The 17502-nt window shown below is 61.3% G+C and carries 11 protein-coding genes and 1 pseudogene; 7 read left to right on the top strand and 5 right to left on the bottom strand.

All coding sequences use genetic code 11. The annotated features are described in order from the left end of the window. Positions 1–2: 2 nt before the first annotated feature. The 3 genes from AC4D2R_RS12825 to AC4D2R_RS12815 are packed head-to-tail and all read right to left on the bottom strand — an operon-like array spanning position 3 to position 3929. A complete protein-coding gene (locus AC4D2R_RS12825; protein WP_490940316.1) occupies positions 3–1769 on the bottom strand; it encodes an Hsp70 family protein in 1767 nt (588 codons plus the stop codon). After that, positions 1766–2905, bottom strand: a complete 1140-nt coding sequence (locus AC4D2R_RS12820) for a hypothetical protein (RefSeq protein WP_490940315.1) — start codon at positions 2903–2905, stop codon at positions 1766–1768. Before AC4D2R_RS12820 ends, AC4D2R_RS12825 begins: the two co-directional genes overlap by 4 nt. Continuing rightward, positions 2895–3929 (bottom strand): hypothetical protein, encoded by a 1035-nt coding sequence (locus AC4D2R_RS12815; RefSeq protein ID WP_490940314.1) that lies wholly within the window; start codon positions 3927–3929, stop codon positions 2895–2897. Before AC4D2R_RS12815 ends, AC4D2R_RS12820 begins: the two co-directional genes overlap by 11 nt. 755 nt (positions 3930–4684) lie before the next feature. On the opposite strand from AC4D2R_RS12815, the gene AC4D2R_RS12810 reads away from it, so the two are divergent. From AC4D2R_RS12810 to AC4D2R_RS12780, 7 genes are all read left to right on the top strand, one after another. Next, positions 4685–6751 carry a hypothetical protein gene (locus AC4D2R_RS12810; RefSeq protein ID WP_490940313.1) on the top strand — a complete coding sequence of 689 codons (2067 nt, stop codon included), beginning with the start codon at positions 4685–4687 and terminating at the stop codon, positions 6749–6751. Then, positions 6751–8382 carry a class I SAM-dependent DNA methyltransferase gene (locus AC4D2R_RS12805; protein WP_490940312.1) on the top strand — a complete coding sequence of 544 codons (1632 nt, stop codon included), beginning with the start codon at positions 6751–6753 and terminating at the stop codon, positions 8380–8382. The genes AC4D2R_RS12810 and AC4D2R_RS12805 overlap by 1 nt, the downstream gene beginning before the upstream one ends. Beyond that, on the top strand, positions 8379–9584 hold the full coding sequence (locus tag AC4D2R_RS12800; RefSeq protein WP_490940311.1) for a restriction endonuclease subunit S: 1206 nt from the start codon (positions 8379–8381) through the stop codon (positions 9582–9584). The genes AC4D2R_RS12805 and AC4D2R_RS12800 overlap by 4 nt, the downstream gene beginning before the upstream one ends. 95 nt (positions 9585–9679) lie before the next feature. Next, positions 9680–12874: a type I restriction endonuclease subunit R gene (locus tag AC4D2R_RS12795; RefSeq protein ID WP_490940310.1), complete on the top strand. Its 3195-nt coding sequence runs from the start codon at positions 9680–9682 to the stop codon at positions 12872–12874. A 160-nt stretch (positions 12875–13034) separates the two neighbouring features. Beyond that, positions 13035–13469, top strand: coding sequence for a hypothetical protein (locus AC4D2R_RS12790; protein ID WP_490940309.1), 435 nt, complete (start codon positions 13035–13037; stop codon positions 13467–13469). After that, the gene (locus tag AC4D2R_RS12785) at positions 13466–14083 is read left to right on the top strand and encodes a DUF4230 domain-containing protein (RefSeq protein ID WP_490940308.1); all 618 of its coding nucleotides are present in this window, start codon (positions 13466–13468) and stop codon (positions 14081–14083) included. Before AC4D2R_RS12790 ends, AC4D2R_RS12785 begins: the two co-directional genes overlap by 4 nt. Before the next feature lie 96 nt (positions 14084–14179). Continuing rightward, positions 14180–14995, top strand: a complete 816-nt coding sequence (locus tag AC4D2R_RS12780; RefSeq protein WP_490940307.1) for a hypothetical protein — start codon at positions 14180–14182, stop codon at positions 14993–14995. Here AC4D2R_RS12780 and AC4D2R_RS12775 read toward each other — a convergent pair. Both AC4D2R_RS12775 and AC4D2R_RS12770 read right to left on the bottom strand, forming a co-directional pair. Further along, positions 14992–15317 (bottom strand): annotated as a pseudogene (locus AC4D2R_RS12775) (integrase core domain-containing protein); the annotation flags it as partial. The gene AC4D2R_RS12780 and the pseudogene AC4D2R_RS12775 sit on opposite strands and share 4 nt — an antisense overlap. 680 nt (positions 15318–15997) lie before the next feature. Then, positions 15998–16876 (bottom strand): zinc-ribbon domain-containing protein, encoded by an 879-nt coding sequence (locus tag AC4D2R_RS12770; RefSeq protein ID WP_490940347.1) that lies wholly within the window; start codon positions 16874–16876, stop codon positions 15998–16000. Positions 16877–17502 lie beyond the last annotated feature (626 nt).

Raw genomic sequence — 17502 nt, 5'->3', positions numbered from 1 at the left:
CTTCAGGCCACCGTTGCGCACCGACAATCGCGGTCGCCCCACTTGCGCTTACAAGCGGCGCATGGCTTGTAGTACAGGTATTCGGTAAGTTGCGCGCTCGTTGCCTGATCGGGACCGGGGATCCGGGCGAACGCCCGAGGATTGTGCTGATGCAGCACATCGCCTGGGATAAGCCGCGGATCCTGCTTGTCAGCAACGTTCGCTCGGGCAATGAGGCCGTCATTCGGCACCCAGGCATCCGTATCGGCGACATCGACTGGTCCGAGATCTGTGCTCCCTGGAAGTCCTATGCCAAACTCCAAATCGAAGTATGACGCACGCGACCGATCGCCGCGCTGGCTGGATGCCGCATCGACAGACAAGATCAGGTCATCATCAACCTGCACGCCGAGTTCCAAGCGCTCGACGAGCGGTGGCGCGGTCGTGTCCACCGATATTGTCACCATGCCGAGCGACGTTCGAGGATCACTCGCTTGTGGCTGCTCAGCCAATTCAGACGGGGCAACTATTGAGAATTTCGCGACACCTTCCGTCGGGTCCGTGCAGTACAAGTGAAATTGGTCCTGGTGCACCTTCCCATCGTTGGGCATGGGTGTGCCAGAACGCAGGAGTGGAAGCCGCGAGCCGCGTGCCATTTCCAGCTCAATCTGCTTCGCGAGCACCAGCCGCTGCGCATCGTGCGCGATCCGCGCCGCTCCTTGGGACACGAGGGTCGCGCTGTTCGCGGGGACGAGCACCCGCTCCGGGCCAAAAAGTTCGTGTAGTCGGCTGCGGATGCTCGGCATCGCCGCCATGCCGCCCGCTACAAGGCAAAGAGAGACCTGTGCAGGTGCCATCCCGACGCTGTCGAGAAGCGCCTCTATCTCACGGATTCCAGCGGTCACAAGGGGACGGGTGATCCCGTCCAGTTCCTGCCGGCTTAGCGGGTATTCAAGGGTGGTGCCGGACTCGGGGAAGTAGTTTGGTCGGTAAAACGTGACGCTCGGTCGGGCGGAGAGCTCGATCTTGTTACGTTCGGCATCCTGTAACAAGCGCAGACGCGCTTCACGGAGCGGGTGATCCGACTCGGCAATTCCGTGCTTGATCGAGAACCTTGCAACAACTTCGTCGCGGATGACCTCATCGAATTTGTCACCACCTACCTGATCGGTGCCACCATTGCGAAGCTGAAGAATTCGGCCAGGTTCGATCCGGCACAAGGTGAGGTCGAGGGTTCCGCCACCCCAATCGACGACAAGCACGTTGCGTCGCATGAGCCGACGAATCTCATTCTCAGGGTTGGGCACTCCGCGCAGGTGGCCGTACAAGGCGGCCAGAGGTTCATGAACGAACTGAGCCACCGAAATCCCGGCCTGAGCGAAAGCCTCTCGAAGCGCCGCGCGCCTCGGGCCATTCATGTTGACTGGGATCGTGACGACGGCGCGGTCCAACTCGCCCAACACCTGTCGCTGACGACTGCGGCGCGTTTCCGATCGGACATATCGAATTACGTCAGCGACAATATCGATGGGGCTGCGCTCGACCCCGCCAACGCTAACTACTTCCTGCCCAAGGAGGAATTTCGGCGAGCGCACGGTGTTGCCGTAAACCCCTATCCCGACCTCCTCCAGCGCCTGCCGTGCCTCACGACCGACGACGACGCCCTCACCCTCGTATCGAACAACTGAGGGGTGCGGCCTACCCTCCTCGTCGACGACGTCAATAACCCGGTCACCCACCACGGCCGAAATCAGGCTGTTGGTAGTCCCGAAGTCAAAACCGACAATCATTGCACCCCTCCATCAAGATCCTTGAGGTGCGTGACCTCACCATCGATAGCGGTCAGAGCCCGGTCGACGAACTCTTCCGCCACCCCCGTACTTCCATTTCGAAGAGCATGGAGCCCATCGCTGAGTAGCCCGACTTGAGCAGTGAGCCGTCGGATGACCTGGGTTCGCAAGACTTCGTAATCATCGACTAGGTGGCTCTTGTCGACTACTCGGCTGCTCTGTTCGGCGGTAAGCCGCCGCGTCAGATCATCCACCTGAGCGAGAAGTTCCGTCACGCGCAGCCTTTCGGCCGTCAGCTCGGTGGACAGAGCCTGGCTGCGAGCCTCAGCAGCCACGGCGCGGTGTTCTTGATTCGCTGAATGGGCACGTGCGGTGGCTGTCTCCTGCTGAGCTTTACGGATCGCGGCCTCGAAGTGCCGTGACAACTGACTCAGCGCCTCTGTACTTCTCGAAGTTGCGAGCAAAGCGGTCATCTTGGACGTGCTTTTCTGGGGAGGTGCGTCCCACACGAAGGCAGCCATGTCCTGCACAAACTGGTCCGACGTCCATCCGTCCCGAAGTACGCGGAAAAGCCCCAGTCCGGTTATCGCATTCATCCGAAGGCGCTTCAGAGCGGTCTCGAAGGCCTCCGGCGTCTTTTGAGGACCAAGTTCCTTGAGCGTCAGCTTAGCCGCGTCATGTACTTCTTGAGATAGGAACCCCGCTTGAGCCCGGGGATCGTTCAGCTGTCCGACCCGACCTTCAAAGAGCCGGTGGCTCGCGAATGCCACTTCGACGAGATCAAGAAGGCGTTCACGGACTGCTTGCTTCGCCCCGAGCTCCGCCAAGGTCGCCAGGAGGCTGAGAGGCACGGCGAGCATTGGATCGGCAGGTGCTAAACGTCGAACGGCGGAGATCTCTGCCGACTTTGCGTCGTTGTACACAGCAAGACTATCCAGGTCTTTGCGGGCGAGGTTGAGCTTGCGCCCCGCTTCAGCGTACGAGAATTCAATCACCTCGAGAATGGACTGCGGCCGACTCTTCTTCTTGCCGTCCTCCTTGGACGGCCGCGTCTTGCCGGCCATCGGCTTCTCGGTTGTGACAACAGCAGGAGCCTTCCCAGGAATGACTTCATTCATTCCGCCGTCAGTAGTCAATTTTTGAAGCTCCTTGATTTTGAATTCGGCTTCGGACGGCTGCGTACCAGACCTCCGAAGTTCTGCTGTCACGGAGACGCTCAGCGTGTCGGGTCGCCGAGGCGATATCCCCTGCTGAGAGCGCGTGTTCGGCAGCCATTAGGTGCAGCTTTAAGGCGTCATACGGCCTCTGGGAGTCGATATTGGCCGCCATCTCCTCCACTTCTGCCACGGCACTGCCATCGAGCGGTAAGGCACTCCATCGAAGGACCTGTTCGATGACCGAGTCACTGAGTGCGAAATCCAAGCTAGAGTGCGGCGACCGCGACAGGTCGTCGCGGGACGATGCTTCCCCCTTCAGGAGAGCCTGAAATCGCAGTGACACTTCAGCGACGCGCTGGCTCTTGGTCTTTGTCATCGCATGGCTGAACTGGTTGTAGTGGAAAGCGACGATGCCGCAGATCGCCTCGGCAGGCGGGCGATCAAAACTTCCCAAGGCTGCCACTGCGCTGTCGTACTTTCCCTGATAGCTGTCCTTATGACGCACCTCGTCGGAGACCGCTGAATCAGCGGCGTCCTCTCGAGCGAGGACGCCGTACAGATAGTCCGCAAGACCGGAAAGGTACCTGGACGCTGTCGCGTAACGCTTTGAGCGCATGATGAAGTCATCGATGGAACGAAGACTCAACTCGCTGCTCTCTATGAAGTGATTCAGGGCATCATCCACCCCGTCAAGGTCATCCTCCTCGGCGAGAGCGAACTCGAAGTGGAAGGTTTGAACCACGTCGCCGTTCGCCAGAGACACATCAGCAATGCCGCTTCGTTGAGTCGCCAAGACCTCCGCGGCGCCGACGGCGGATGTTGGGTTGCCATTCACCGTGATGCTGTCAGCGCTGCGAATCACCCAGTCTCCAACAGATGTTTCGCTGGTGATGGTCAATCGACTGGCACCACATTCCCGACCATTCAGCACCATGACGGGCCGCGAAATCGCATGTCCTTCGAAGATGTGCACTCGCAGATCGCGTTCGGTCGAGAATTCCACCCCACATTTCATGCATGGGAATGTTGCAGGCCTCTCTGCTACGGCCGTGCCTTCCTCTGTCGGCTCATGAAACTCCATGTAACCGGTGTGCCAAAACCCCATGACTCCCCCTTTACCCAGCCACCGACGGCAGACGCCCGCTCAGGGCGTCGGCTGCGTGGAACGTCACATAGATGTCACCCCGCGGGAATGGCGAAACGTGTCCGATTTCCCCACCCCCTGCGCTCCAGCAGAGCACCCTCCGAAGCGAGCCCACGAGCTCGGGGGCGAATGCTCCGTTGGTGAGAGCACCGTCGAGACGTCGGTTCAGCGCGCATCGGTGATGGTTTCCAGCCCTTGAATTTGGCAGAAACGCCGGCAGATAGTCACTGATTCTCTCGCAGCGTCCGCGCGCTTCGTACGCGCGCTCCACAGCAGACATGGCCATGCAGATTCCCTTCCGACGGACCCCCAACGTCGACCAGGCATGGCTGAACAAGCCGCTTAGTCTCCTCCGGATCATAGCTATTGATTTGAGCCGAGGCTCGATGACACGCTTCGAATAATGACGCCCAGTGGTCGGGAACCATCCCCCACGGTGGTTCCCGACCACTTCACAGTCACGCCAGCCCTCTCGCGACTGCTCAATGAACTTAGGACGAATCGGCAAGCCGTGAAACAAAATCGCTGATAACCCCCCTTATCAGTTGTTAGGCAGTCCATCGCAAATCGGTCTGTAAGCTGATCGGACGGCAACTACGAAGGAGGGCGCAGAGATGGAGACACTATCTACGGGATCCATGCGTATGACGCTCTCTGATATTGCTGCTCTTGCGCGCGTTCAACGACCCGTCGTGTCCATGTGGCGTACACGGAACAGTGGCGGCGCCCTTCCATTCCCGGCAGCTACCAGCTATGAGGGCGGCGTCGAGATGTTCGACGCCGACGAAGTGGCCACCTGGCTGGAAGCAACAGGTCGGGGCAACAATCGGGAGGCGCGCAACGACGTCGCAGCATTCTCCCGCTTCGCCACGCCAGCAGACGTGGCACCACCGAACAGCCGCGCACACTTCGATGGCCTGACGGCGCTGCTCGCGCTGAAGGTCATCACGGGACAACAACTCAGCCTGTTGACCCCGGCCGAACTGTTGGACGCCGCCGACGAAGCGGATCCGGACGACGCTTTTCTCTACGCCGAGGTTGATGCGCTTGGCTCCGCGCTTCCCGCGATGGCAAGCTTTGCGGACAGGCTCGCAGACAGCGCTTTCAGCCCGCCGGCGGCCTTCGAACAGCTCTTGTCCCGCAGATTTCGGGAGGGCCTGCGAGAACAGTCGGATACTGCCCTCACCGACTCCGCACTGTCTCTCGTGGCCACTGTGGCCATGGAACTGGCTTCCAGCCTGAGCGGGAGGCACCTGTTTGTCGACTCGACCCCTGGCGGCAGTGACGTGATGCTCCGCATCGTCCAGCAGTACGGCGACTCCAGCCCGATCACTGTACTTACTGCGGACCATGACGGCGGCGCACCGCGGCTGGCCCGCCGCCGGCTGGCGGTGCACGGCACCGACTGCGGAATCCTAAAGATCGACGCCGACGGCGCTTTCGCTGTTCGAGAACCTGCCGTGCATGTCGCACAGTACCCCGCCCCCGGTGATCCAGCCCTTAACCCAACCGGCATTCTCTCGGCGATTGAAAACATCGTGCTTCAAATGGATGACGACCAGAGAGCGGTGGTCATCGCCCCGGCCCGGGTCCTGTGTGATGCCCTTGACGGAGAGGCGGCCACGTTCCGCTCGGACCTGCTGCGCTCAGGCCGACTCCGTGCAGTCGTGAGGTTGCAGCTCGGCCTCCTTCGCGCCAAGCCGCGGGAACCGCAGGCCTTGTGGGTATTGGGACCGTCTTTCGCCGCGGTACCCATCGGCGACCGCTGGGCGATGGCGGCCGACCTGAGCACGACTCCGCTCACACAAGATGTCGCTCAGGATCTGATCAGCGACGTTCTCGCGTCGATGGGTGACCGGGCCACCATCCGGGCCCACTCCTTCCGGTTCGCCCGACTGGTGCTGACCCGAGTTCTCCTCGCCCGCAGCGGCTCGCTGGTCGACGTCCCGCCGGTTATCGACTCGACGAGCACGACCAACGCGGAGGCGGTGCTCCGAGTCGAAGAGTTGGTGCGCATCCTGTCGCCCGGTATCTCCGCATCATCCGTGCTGCCCTCAGTGGAACCCGCAGTCGCCAGCGGCCAAATGAGCACGGCATCGGTTCAGGAGCTGTTGAACGCAGGACATCTGAGATACATCAACGGGAACAGGGTGGACGAGGCCGATTTGAACCCAGTGAGCGGAATCAACGTTCTCGGCAGCGCCAAGCTGCTCGATCCGCATGGCGCGGAATCGCGATTCATCGGCCTCTTGGACTTCGCCGCCAAGTATCCTGCCGGGCGCCTTACCGAGCCCGGCGACGTTGTCTTCTGCACCAGCCCACGGCCAGCCGCGTTGGTTGATGTCGAGGGCGGCTCCGTCGTCGCCTTCCCCGCCAGGATTCTTCGGGTTGAGGACGCCGATCCCGGCGGCATTGTGCCGGACGTCGCCGCGGCCGACATCAATCGGCTTCCTGCAGCGGACAAAACCTGGCGGAACTGGCGCCTGCGTCGGGCAGTGGAAGCTCAGCGCCGCCCGCTCGTGGCCGCACTGGCCGGACTTCAACACGGACAGGATCTCGCTCGTGAACGGCTCAAACAACTCGAAGAACTCGCTACGCTGATCACGGACGGCGTAGCGAGCGGAAGCCTTACCCTGACCAATCCAATGCTTACTGCAACCCCCGATGAAGGAACCCGCTAATGCCTCCAGCAAAGAGAAGCACCGCCGTAAAGGTGGACCTCGCTCCGTCCACCATGAAGGAACTGAAGGACACGCTTTGGAAGGCCGCAGACAAACTGCGCGGTTCCATGGACGCTTCCCAGTACAAGGACGTGATCCTCGGGCTCGTTTTTTTGAAGTACGTCTCGGATGCGTTCGAGGAACGCCGTGGACAAATCACTACCGAGCTCGAGGCCGAGGGTCTCAATGAAGACCAGATCGCCCAGCTGATTGACGACGTCGACGAATACACCGGCCGCGGCGTGTTCTGGGTGCCGCCGCGGGCGCGCTGGACCTACCTGGCCGAGAATGCCAAAGGCCTGCCGGCTGCGATGGGTGAGCCTCCCAAGTCCATTGGGCTCCTGATCGATGAGGCGATGGACATGATCATGGGAAGCAATCCAAGCCTGAGTGCCACGCTCCCCCGCATCTACAACCGGGACAACGTCGATCAGCGCCGGTTGGGCGAGCTGCTGGACCTGTTCAACTCGGCACGTTTCACCGGCCAGGGCGTCAGCAAGGCGCGCGACCTGCTCGGCGAGGTATACGAATACTTCCTGGAAAAATTCGCTAAAGCCGAAGGTAAGCGCGGGGGCGAGTTCTACACCCCGGCCGGCGTCGTCCGGGTCCTGGTCGAAGTGCTGGAGCCCAGCTACGGCCGAGTGTACGACCCCTGCTGTGGTTCAGGCGGCATGTTCGTCCAGACCGAGAAGTTCCTTGAGCACCACCATAAGGAGGGCTCGGACATCTCCGTCTACGGGCAGGAACTCAACGAGCGCACGTGGCGGATGGCGAAGATGAACCTCGCCATCCACGGGCTCAACGCCAATCTGGCCTCACGCTGGGGTGACACCTTCGCCCGCGACCAGCACCCCGACCTCCAGGCCGACTTCATCATGGCCAACCCGCCCTTCAACATCAAAGACTGGGCGCGTTCCGAGTCGGATCCCCGGTGGAAATACGGCGTACCTCCCGCTGGCAACGCCAACTACGCCTGGATTCAGCACATCATCTCCAAGCTGGCACCCGGAGGCAGTGCCGGCGTCGTCATGGCCAACGGTTCGATGGCCTCGAACTCCGGGGGCGAGGGCGCGATCCGCGCTCAGCTGCTGGAGGCCGACCTCATCTCCTGCATGGTGGCCCTTCCAACTCAGCTCTTCCGCAGCACCGGGATTCCTGTCTGCACCTGGTTTTTCGCGAAGGACAAGACTGCTGGTTCGGGCGGATCTGTAGATCGCACCGGACAAGTGCTCTTTATTGATGCGCGGAACCTCGGTTTCATGGTGGACCGCGCCGAGCGTGCCCTTTCCGACGAGGACATTGCCAAGATCGCCAACACCTACCACGCTTGGCGCGGCACAGCTTCGGCGCTTGACGCCGGCCTGACGTATGGCGACGAAGCCGGCTTCTGCTATTCGGCCAGCCTTGCCGAGGTCAAGGCGGCCGACTACGCACTGACGCCCGGCAGGTATGTTGGGGCTGCTGATGTGGAGCACGACGGCGAGCCCATCGAGGAGAAGATCGCGCGGCTGTCGAAAGAGTTGCTCGGACAGTTCGATGAGTCCGCGCGCCTGGCGGCAGTTGTGCGTGAGCAGCTGGGGCGGGTCCTGTGAGTTTCAAGACTGTATCCATCGCTGACATCGCGGCTCCTGATAAGCGTTCAATAGCCATCGGGCCATTCGGATCAAGCCTCAAGGCGGATTTATATGTCCCTTCTGGCGTACCCGTTGTCCGAGGCCAAAACATTAAGGATGGCGGACAGCTGGATGAGTCCGATCTAGTCTTTGTTGAGCCGAAAACCGCAGCACGATTCCCCGCCTGCTTGCTGAATGAGGGAGATCTAGTCTTCCCCCATCGTGGCGCAATCGGGCGCGTCGGCATCGTCGGGAAGCGACAAATGTTGTTGTCCTCGAGCATGATGAAATTATCGGTTGACCCGAACAAGGCTGATTCCCGCTTTGTCTTCTACTACTTCAGGGGGCCCGGGCAAGACGAGCTGTTGAAGCGCGCTTCAACAGTCGGTACGCCGGGCATCGGTCAACCGCTGACGTCCTTACGAGGAATACCGATCAGATTACCGGAGCTGGATCAGCAACAGGCGATCGCGGAGGTGCTGGGTGCGCTTGACGACAAGATCGCCGCCAACACCAGGCTTGCCGCCACCGCGGACGAACTCCTCTCAAGTACCTTCACCGCGGCAATCGCACACGCAACTACTCGGGTGCCACTGAAAGAAATTGCAGATGTAAACGCAGCAACGGTCAAACCATTACCCGACACGGAACTCAGGTACTTGGACATCGCGTCGGTGGGCGTCGGAGTCTACGACATGCCGACCGCTACTTCGTGGGAGGACGCACCATCTAGAGCCCGGCGAAAGGTGCGTAGGGGAGACACCCTCTGGTCAACGGTGCGACCAAATCGTAGATCCCACGCACTCAACCTTTCCGATGAGCCCCTATTGGTCGGGTCCACCGGTCTAGCTGTCCTGACTCCGCGAGCTGTCGGGTGGGCCTACCTCTATGAAGCCACTCGTCGCCCTGAATTCACCACCTACTTGGAATCGGTCGCGGAGGGAAGTGCTTATCCTGCGGTTCGTGCTGAGTGTTTTGGGGAAGCGCTCGTCCCCCTTGCACCCGAAGGGATACGCCGTTCTTTTGAGAGCGTCGCGGAGCCGTTACGAGAAGCGGTTCACTCAATGAGTGAGGAAAGGCGGTATCTCGCCGCTGTGCGCGACACACTTCTCCCTCAGCTCATGTCCGGCAAGCTCAGGGTCAAGGAAGTCGAGAGAGTGCTGGAGGACGCAAGAGTATGAGGTCAAGCGATTTAGGCTAAGCGCCACCTTTGACTCCACGGGCAGGGCCTGCAGGAGTGTCCCAAGCAACGTCAGGTTTATCAGGGGGAAGATCAATGACAACAACACCGGCACCAGCGTTTTCGGAAGCCGACTGGGAGGGTATGGCGCTCGAGCTCCTGGCCGAGCCGCTCGGCTGGCGGCCGGCCTCCGGGCAAGCGATTGCACCAGGTACCGGAGAGCGCGATTCCTGGGACGAGCTGCTGATCCGGCCCCGGCTCCTCGCCGCCCTGCAGCGCTTCAATCCCTCCGTGCCGGCGCAGTACCTGCAGCAGGCCCTTTCCGAGATTGCGTCGCCGACCTCGAACGACGCAATTACCGAGAACCACCGCATCCACAGCCACCTGGTGAACGGGTACCGGCTCAGCTACATCGACACGGACGGCACCGAGGCCAATCCGACCATCCACCTGCTGAGCGCCGACCCGGACCAGAACGACTGGCTCGCCGTCACGCAGGTCACCCTGCTGCAGGGTGACCACAAGCGTCGCTTCGACGTCGTGCTGTACTGCAACGGCATGCCGGTGAGCGTCGTCGAGCTAAAGAAGGCCGGCAGTGCCACCGCCGACGTAGCCGCCGCGCACGCCCAGCTCCAGACCTACCTGCGCGAATTTCCCATGGCCTTCCGCTTCTGCGTCTTCACGCTTGCTTCGGACGGCATTCAGGCGAAGTACGGCACCCCGTTCACACCCCTGAACCACTTCTCGCCGTGGAACGTCGATGACGACGGCGTGCCGGTAGCGCCCGGATATATGGAGGACGGCGAAGCCGTGACCGCACTGGAGATCGCCCTTCAGGGTCTCTACAACCAGGAGCGCTTCCTGCAGCTCGTCCGCAACTTCACCGTGTTCGACGAGGGCTCGGAGGGCGTGAGCAAGCGCATCGCCAAACCGCACCAGTACTTCGCGGTGACCAAAGCGGTCGGCAGCACGGTCCAGGCAGTGGAGAGCAACGGCAAGGCCGGCGTCGTCTGGCACACCCAGGGATCCGGCAAGTCGATGGAGATGGAGCTCTACGCCAACTTGGTGGCACGCCACCCCAAACTCAGGAACCCGACCGTCGTCGTCATCACCGACCGCAACGAACTCGACGGCCAGCTCTTCGAGGCATTCTCCCGGAGCCTCCTGCTCGCGGAATCGCCACGACAGATCAGGAAGCGCTCCGAGCTGCGCGACGAACTGACCAACCGCACCACCGGCGGAATCTACTTCACCACCCTGCAGAAGTTCGGACGCAGCAAATCCGAAAAGGATGCTGGCACGGATCACCCGTTGCTGTCCGACCGGCGGAACATCATCGTGGTGGTGGACGAGGCTCACCGCTCCCACTACGACGACCTCGACGGCTACGCCCGGCACCTCCGGGACGCGCTGCCGCACGCGACACTCATCGCGTTCACCGGCACGCCGATCTCCTTTGATGACCGCAACACGCAGGACGTTTTCGGCGAGTATATCGACGTCTATGACCTCTCCCGTGCCGTGGAGGACGGCGCCACGGTGCCGGTCTACTTCGAGCCGCGGTTGATCCGGGTCGGGCTCGCCGAGAATGTTACCGAGGAGATTCTCGATCAGGCGGCTGACGAGGCTACCCGAGGGCTGGACGACACCGAGCGGGCGCGCCTCGAGGCGAGCGTCGCCGTCATCAATGCCGTCTACGGCGCGCCGGAGCGCATCGCGGCGCTGGCTGCCGACCTCGTGGAGCACTGGGAGAACCGCCGCACCCGGATGGGAAAGTTCATCGAGGCGCCGGGCAAGGCGATGATCGTGGGCGGCACCCGGGAGATCTGCGCCCGGCTGTACTTGGCGATTGTCGAGTTGAGGCCTGACTGGCACTCCGATGATCTGTCCAAGGGAAAAATCAAGGTGGTCTACTCGGGAACAGCGTCCGATGTGCCGCCGGTTGCCGATCACGTACGCCGCGACTCGCTGAATGCTTTGGTGAAGGAACGGCTCAAGGACGTCGACAACGAGCTTGAGCTGGTGATCGTCAAGGACATGATGCTCACCGGGTACGACTCCCCTCCCCTGCATACCCTTTACCTCGACCGGCCGTTGAAGGGCGCCCTGCTCATGCAGACCCTCGCGCGGGTGAACCGCACCTTCCGCGGCAAGCAGGACGGGCTGCTGGTCGCGTACGCACCGCTGGCCGACAATCTCGCAAAGGCGCTGGGTGAATACACGAAGGATGACCGGACGAACAAGCCGGTCGGCAAGAGCATCGACGAGGCCGTCGGCCTGACCGTATCGCTGGTCGAGACCCTCCGCGGCCTGCTGCTCGGCTACGACTGGAAAGCAGTGCTGAAGAGGGGTGGCCCCAAGGCTTTCCTGAACGCCGTCACCGGCGCGGTGAGCTACCTCCGTAGCCCTGGAACACCGGGGAACCAGCCCGACGACGGCGCAGAGACGCTGGCGTCCACGTACCGTCGTCTGTCCGGTCAGCTCTCCCGCGCCTGGGCCCTGAGTTCAGGTTCCGAGACGCTTGCGGAGCTGCGCCCTGAGATTCAGGTGTACGAGGAGATCCGCGTCTGGATGGCGAAGTACGACGCCGCCGACCGGCAGGCCAGTGGTGAGCCGGTACCGGAAGACATCCAGCGGCTGCTGGGCGACCTCATCGCGTCGGCGACGTCGTCGGGCGAGGTGCTGGACATCTACGAGGCGGCGGGCATGCCGAAGCCGTCGCTGGATGACCTGACCCCGGAATTCATCGCGAAGACGCAGCAGGCGCGGAACCCGCAGCTCGCCATTGAGGCGCTCCGGAAGCTCATTGCCGACGAGTCGGCAGCTTCTACGCGCAACAATGTCATTCGGCAACGCGCCTTCTCGGAGCGGATCACCGAACTTATGAAGAAGTACACGAATCAGCAGCTCACATCGGCGGAGGTCATCGCCGAGCTGGTCGAACTCGCCAGGGAAGTTGCCGCGGAGGGCAACCGCGGTGCGCAGTTCACTCCCCCGCTGAACTCGGACGAGCTGGCGTTCTACGACGCCGTCGCGACGAATGAGTCCGCGGTCGAGGTTCAGGGGGAAGGGGTGCTCGCTGACATCGCGCGCGAGCTGGTCGCGGTCATGCGCCGCGACGTTCGTACGGACTGGACGGTCCGCGACGACGTCCGTGCCAAGCTCCGCTCGTCGATCAAACGGCTCCTCGTCAGGTTCGGCTACCCGCCGGACAAGCAGCCCGAAGCCATCAAGCTCGTCATGGAGCAGATGGAATCCATGGCACCGCGATTCGTGGACGCCCGCGTCTAGCCACCCGCTCGTCTTCACTGTTTCAGGTCTCAATCACTCAATAAGGGGAAACATGTCCGCCTACGATCAATCAACTGCCCCTGGCGCGCACCACCTGCCACCGGCGCCTGCGGAGGAACCGCGCTTGGCGTTGGAGAACTCGCCCAGCCATGAAGGGTCAGTGCGAAAGGGAAAGCTGCAGATGCTTCGGCGGACCGCTGGTCCAGCTCAGATCGCGCGATTCATCCTCGGGACGGTGCTCGCCGTGCTACTTACCGCGACTTGGCTAGGGAGTGCGACCGCTATCAACGACGCCGGCTCGCCCTCGGACTGGTCCTCTGATCTCGCCCTCGCCTCAACGAACAATACGTTGAACAACGAAGAAACGGAGGGCGCTCCTCAACAGGCCGTCGTCAACGGTTGGTACGCGAATGACATCGCGGTTGTTCAAGGCAAGCAGAACACCTACCTCGCCGCGACCTCGGCACGCAACGGCACCCTCCTGTTCCTCATCGGCCTCGGGGTTGCTGGCGAACTGATCATCCGCGGTGCGGCAGGGGGCAGCCCCGCAAGAAGCGAGCACGAGCCCGTTTCTCGAACGGAAGTGACGGCATGATCAAACGCCTGGCGCTCGTACTGGTGGGAGCTCTGCTGGCGGTGGTCGGGCTCGGCGCAGCCCAGGCTTTTGGGTTCAATCCGCTTCAGTCCATCGGTGAGAACAGAAGTCGCCCGGCGCTTTTGGAATCTATTCAGGACGCGAGTCGGTTTACGGCGGCAACAGGGAATTTTGAGGTCGTCATCAGCGACGAAGACAACGCCGTAGGAGCTCCTGCATTCCTCAATCTTCCAAACTTCATCGATGGGCGCAGCACCCTGTTCGTCGCCGCAGGCACGGTCGACGCTTACGTCGACCTTGCCGGGCTTACTGAGAATGACGTCATACTCTCGGCCGACGGCACATCGGCGACCATACGGTTACCGGACGCAGCGCTGGAGGAACCGAATCTCGACACAGATCGAACACTCGTATCCACCGAACGGGGTTTACTGAGCCGCGTGGCAGACGCAATTGAAAAACCGCAGCAGGAAGAGTTCTATCAGCTTGCAGAGGCGGACATGGCAGCGGCAGCGGAGGAGAGCGATCTTCGCGCGCGTGCGGCTGAAAACACACGGAATATGTTGACCGGGTTGTGCGGCTCGCTCGGTGTTGAAGTCAGTTTTATCGATTAATATCGGCTGACGAGACGGCTGAATTCGCTGTATCTGACTCTTTCCTTGAGATCGGTCGCCGAGGATCGGATCGGCTGCCACCGTTACTATTCATGAATGACCGACACTCAGGACATCGCGAATACCGGATCGAACTTCACTCAAGTACTGGACGCTGCTGCGAAGCTGCCAGGAGTCGGGATTGACAGGGACTCCTACTTGCGCTCAGCGCTCAAACGCCACTGCATGGAAAAGCAGATTGAGGAAGCCATCGCCAGCACGCCAGCGGCAGCAGGCATTTCGCTGAGCACAATCTCCGAGGTCGCCAATACCTCCATTGTCTACGAGACGAGCAAGGTCACCGGCCTGTCAACTCTCTCGGGCATCCCCGGTGGCTTCGCAATGCTCGGCACTGTGCCAGCCGACCTTGTGCAGTACATGGGCCACATGCTCCGGATTGCCCAAAAACTTGCCTACATCTACAGTTGGCCCGACTTATTCGCCAATGACGGTGACGACATCGATGAGGCAACTCAGAGCATGCTCATTCTGTTCGTGGGTGTGATGTTCGGCGTGCAAATCGCTCAGGGAGGAGTGGCAAGGGTCGCGGGCATGATTGCCGCCAATGTGGCAAAGAAACTACCGCAGCAGGCACTCACCAAGGGGGTTATCTACCCAATTGTGAAGAAGGTAGCTGGGCACCTCGGCGTCAGCATGACGAAAAAACTCTTCACCAGCGGTGTCGTGAAGGCCATCCCCGTCGTGGGGGCAGTCCTTTCTGGAGGCCTCACCTTCAGCACATTTCTTCCCATGTGTAAGCGGCTGCAAAAGCACCTAGCCAGTCTGGAGCTGACCAAGCCAGGTTTCCGCCCGGAAGAATCGGTCGTCATCGACGCTGAAGGCACCGTTGAAACGGTGCTCAGCGACTTCTAGGTGTGATGTCTAGGCAGGTTGTTGAGTTTGCTAATGGGCGCGGCCCCGATGGCGGAGTGGCGCTTGTGGTGATTGTGGTGATGGAGCCATGCTGGCAGGGCAGCCCGGAGGGCTGCTTCGCTGGTGTAGTGGCGGCTGAAGCCCACCCGTCGGCGAGGGTTTGGTGGGAGCGCTCGATCTTCCCGTTGGTTTGCGGGCGGTAGTGCCTGGTCTTCTTCACCTTGATGCCAAGACCGGTGCGGGTCTCACGCCAGAGGCGGGATTTGTAGGCCGAGTCGTTATCGGACAGGACCCGCTCTGCCCGGATGCCGCGGGCGGCGAACCTTCCACGAGCACAAGTTTGCTCGGTCAAGGAGTCAACAAAACCGGGGGCAGTCCCGGTACTCGCTGCACCACCCTATGACCGGGTGCCGGATCCATCATCGTTGCGGCCTAGCTTCGCCCCGTAGTTGTGCTGGCTGGCCAACTCAATTTCCGTCTCGCGATGACGTCACCGTCCGGTCCATCTCGGACTAGACGAAAAGACGCACCTAGTCGAAAACCTTCCCACCACGTGCGTCCGTTCGGGATCATGTCCGCATCTCGTTCCGGGTCCGCGAGCCTGAACCGCGGTAACACGCCCTCGGCCTCGGCCAAATCGTAGTCCCCCTTGGCGGTACCGCGGCGGTCATCCCACGCATGACAGAGAAGAACGTCGCGGAGGTCAGGGGCCTGGCATGCTCGCAACTCGACCGTGCGTCGGACCCGAGTCAGTTCCTGGGCTTGCTCAGGCGTGTAAGTGGCCGTCGAATTGCTCGGGGACCAGAATGGCCTTGTCCTGCGGCTGGCAGATCCCCCTCCAAAATTTGACTCGCAACTAGGCGCTTCCAACGGGCCTATGAGAAAACCCATTGAGGCACGGAGATGCAAATCGAAAGGCCGTAAAGATTGACGCTGGCATCGAGATTTACCTATATGGTCGCCCAAAAGCGCAGTGAATTGTCTCGATACGGGCCTGGCTATTTACGCCTTTCGCGTGTCCCACCCCTGCCTGCCCCGGGCAAACGATCGCTCTGGTCGTGCCACCCGGTCCTCTGGTGCACAGTCGGTGCATCCGCCGCTCGTTCGTCTCTGAGCTACTGGGGCACATTTGGTGTGTCCAAACCGGCATGTCCACCACCATTTTCTGCGGCCGCGCACCGTCTGGGTGGGGTCCGTCTCGTTCAGGGAGTAGTTCCAATCCTTTACCAGAGCTGGTTCCTTGCTGGCGATGTCATTGACTCCGCTTAGCAGTAGGCGTCCGGTGTCCACAGGACAGGTCTTCGTCTTCTGCTTACATCTGTATGCTACCGACGCAGAGAATTCATGGCCGTCGCCGCACTGCCACCACACAACCAGACCGCTCCCGGGCTTTACCATCCCAGAGGTGAGGTGACCGTTCTTTGTGGGATGCCAGGAGGAGGCAATGTCGGGACGAAGTGTGGCCAGATCGTTCGCCCCTGGGATAAGTATCCTGCCGAAGCAGGTTTGACACCGGCCGGCCAGACGCACAAGGTCGGAAGGAGTACGAATGAAAGGGTGCCCACTGTGGCAGCGTAGGTGGATCTTGACGTGACTGCGGGCCGAGACGTCTCGCGGCGTGAGGGCACCATTTGCTTCGTAGTCCCACAGGGCAGCCAGGTCGGGGTGCAGTGAGGCGAAGTCATTAGTGCCTGGCCGGAATCGTATCTTAGCGCAGTCGGGGCATCCGGTACCTCGGAGCGTTCTATTCGTAATGTATGCCGGGTAGTGGTGGCCTTGGGCACAGATCCAGCCGACTTTTTTGCTGGATGCACGCGACACCCCGGAGGGAGTCAACTGACCATTGGCGGCCTGGTCCCATTCGAGGGCGAGCCCGGGCATGGCATCAGCCAGTGAATTGATGCCGGGTACGACTCGTTGGCCGGAACAAATGGTGCAGTGGAAAGCCTCCTCCTTGAACCTGCGGGCGTGCCCCTTTCCAGTTCGCTGGACGTGCCCGTTGTCGCAGATTAATAGGAATGCGGGATCTTTCGACGGCTGTAGAATCATGTACCGGTCTTGCCACCATTGTTCGCTGTCCTTTCCTTTTGTCTGCAAGCAGCTCATGAAGTGGCTGAAAGGTTCCAGCGATTTGCGGGAGGCTGGGAGGGCTGAAGTCGGTGCCGGTACAAGGATGGGCTCGAAGCTGTCTACGGAGGGTTGACCGAAAAGCGTCGTGCGTAGCCAGACGGCCGTTGGTCGCAGGAGCAGCCACACCTGGTCACACAGTTCCGGAGTACATGCCGGCAACGCGGTCCCCAGTGCTGAGGCGAGCCTGGAGTACCTGGTGGCAAACGAAACATTTTCATCCAAAATTTCGGCCTGCACTTCCGCGTCGGCGATAGTGGCGAGAACGGCGGCCACAGCGGGGAGTTGTTCGGGCCGTGAAAAATCTCGTCGGTCGCCTGACTGTGCAGAATCGACCCTGTGCACCACCTCGTCAACCAGCCTGCGGGTGTCCCGGCCCT

It is taken from the genome of Arthrobacter sp. TJ-217, from assembly GCF_058269255.1.
This window is presented reverse-complemented; position numbering and strand designations above follow the sequence as displayed.

Coding starts and splice junctions, on each gene's coding strand:
- AC4D2R_RS12780 (WP_490940307.1), top strand. CDS start 14,180: ATGACCGACACTCAGGACATCGCGAATACCGGATCGAACTTCACTCAA.
- AC4D2R_RS12770 (WP_490940347.1), bottom strand. CDS start 16,876: ATGCCCGGGCTCGCCCTCGAATGGGACCAGGCCGCCAATGGTCAGTTG.
- AC4D2R_RS12795 (WP_490940310.1), top strand. CDS start 9,680: ATGACAACAACACCGGCACCAGCGTTTTCGGAAGCCGACTGGGAGGGT.
- AC4D2R_RS12810 (WP_490940313.1), top strand. CDS start 4,685: ATGGAGACACTATCTACGGGATCCATGCGTATGACGCTCTCTGATATT.
- AC4D2R_RS12785 (WP_490940308.1), top strand. CDS start 13,466: ATGATCAAACGCCTGGCGCTCGTACTGGTGGGAGCTCTGCTGGCGGTG.
- AC4D2R_RS12825 (WP_490940316.1), bottom strand. CDS start 1,769: ATGATTGTCGGTTTTGACTTCGGGACTACCAACAGCCTGATTTCGGCC.
- AC4D2R_RS12805 (WP_490940312.1), top strand. CDS start 6,751: ATGCCTCCAGCAAAGAGAAGCACCGCCGTAAAGGTGGACCTCGCTCCG.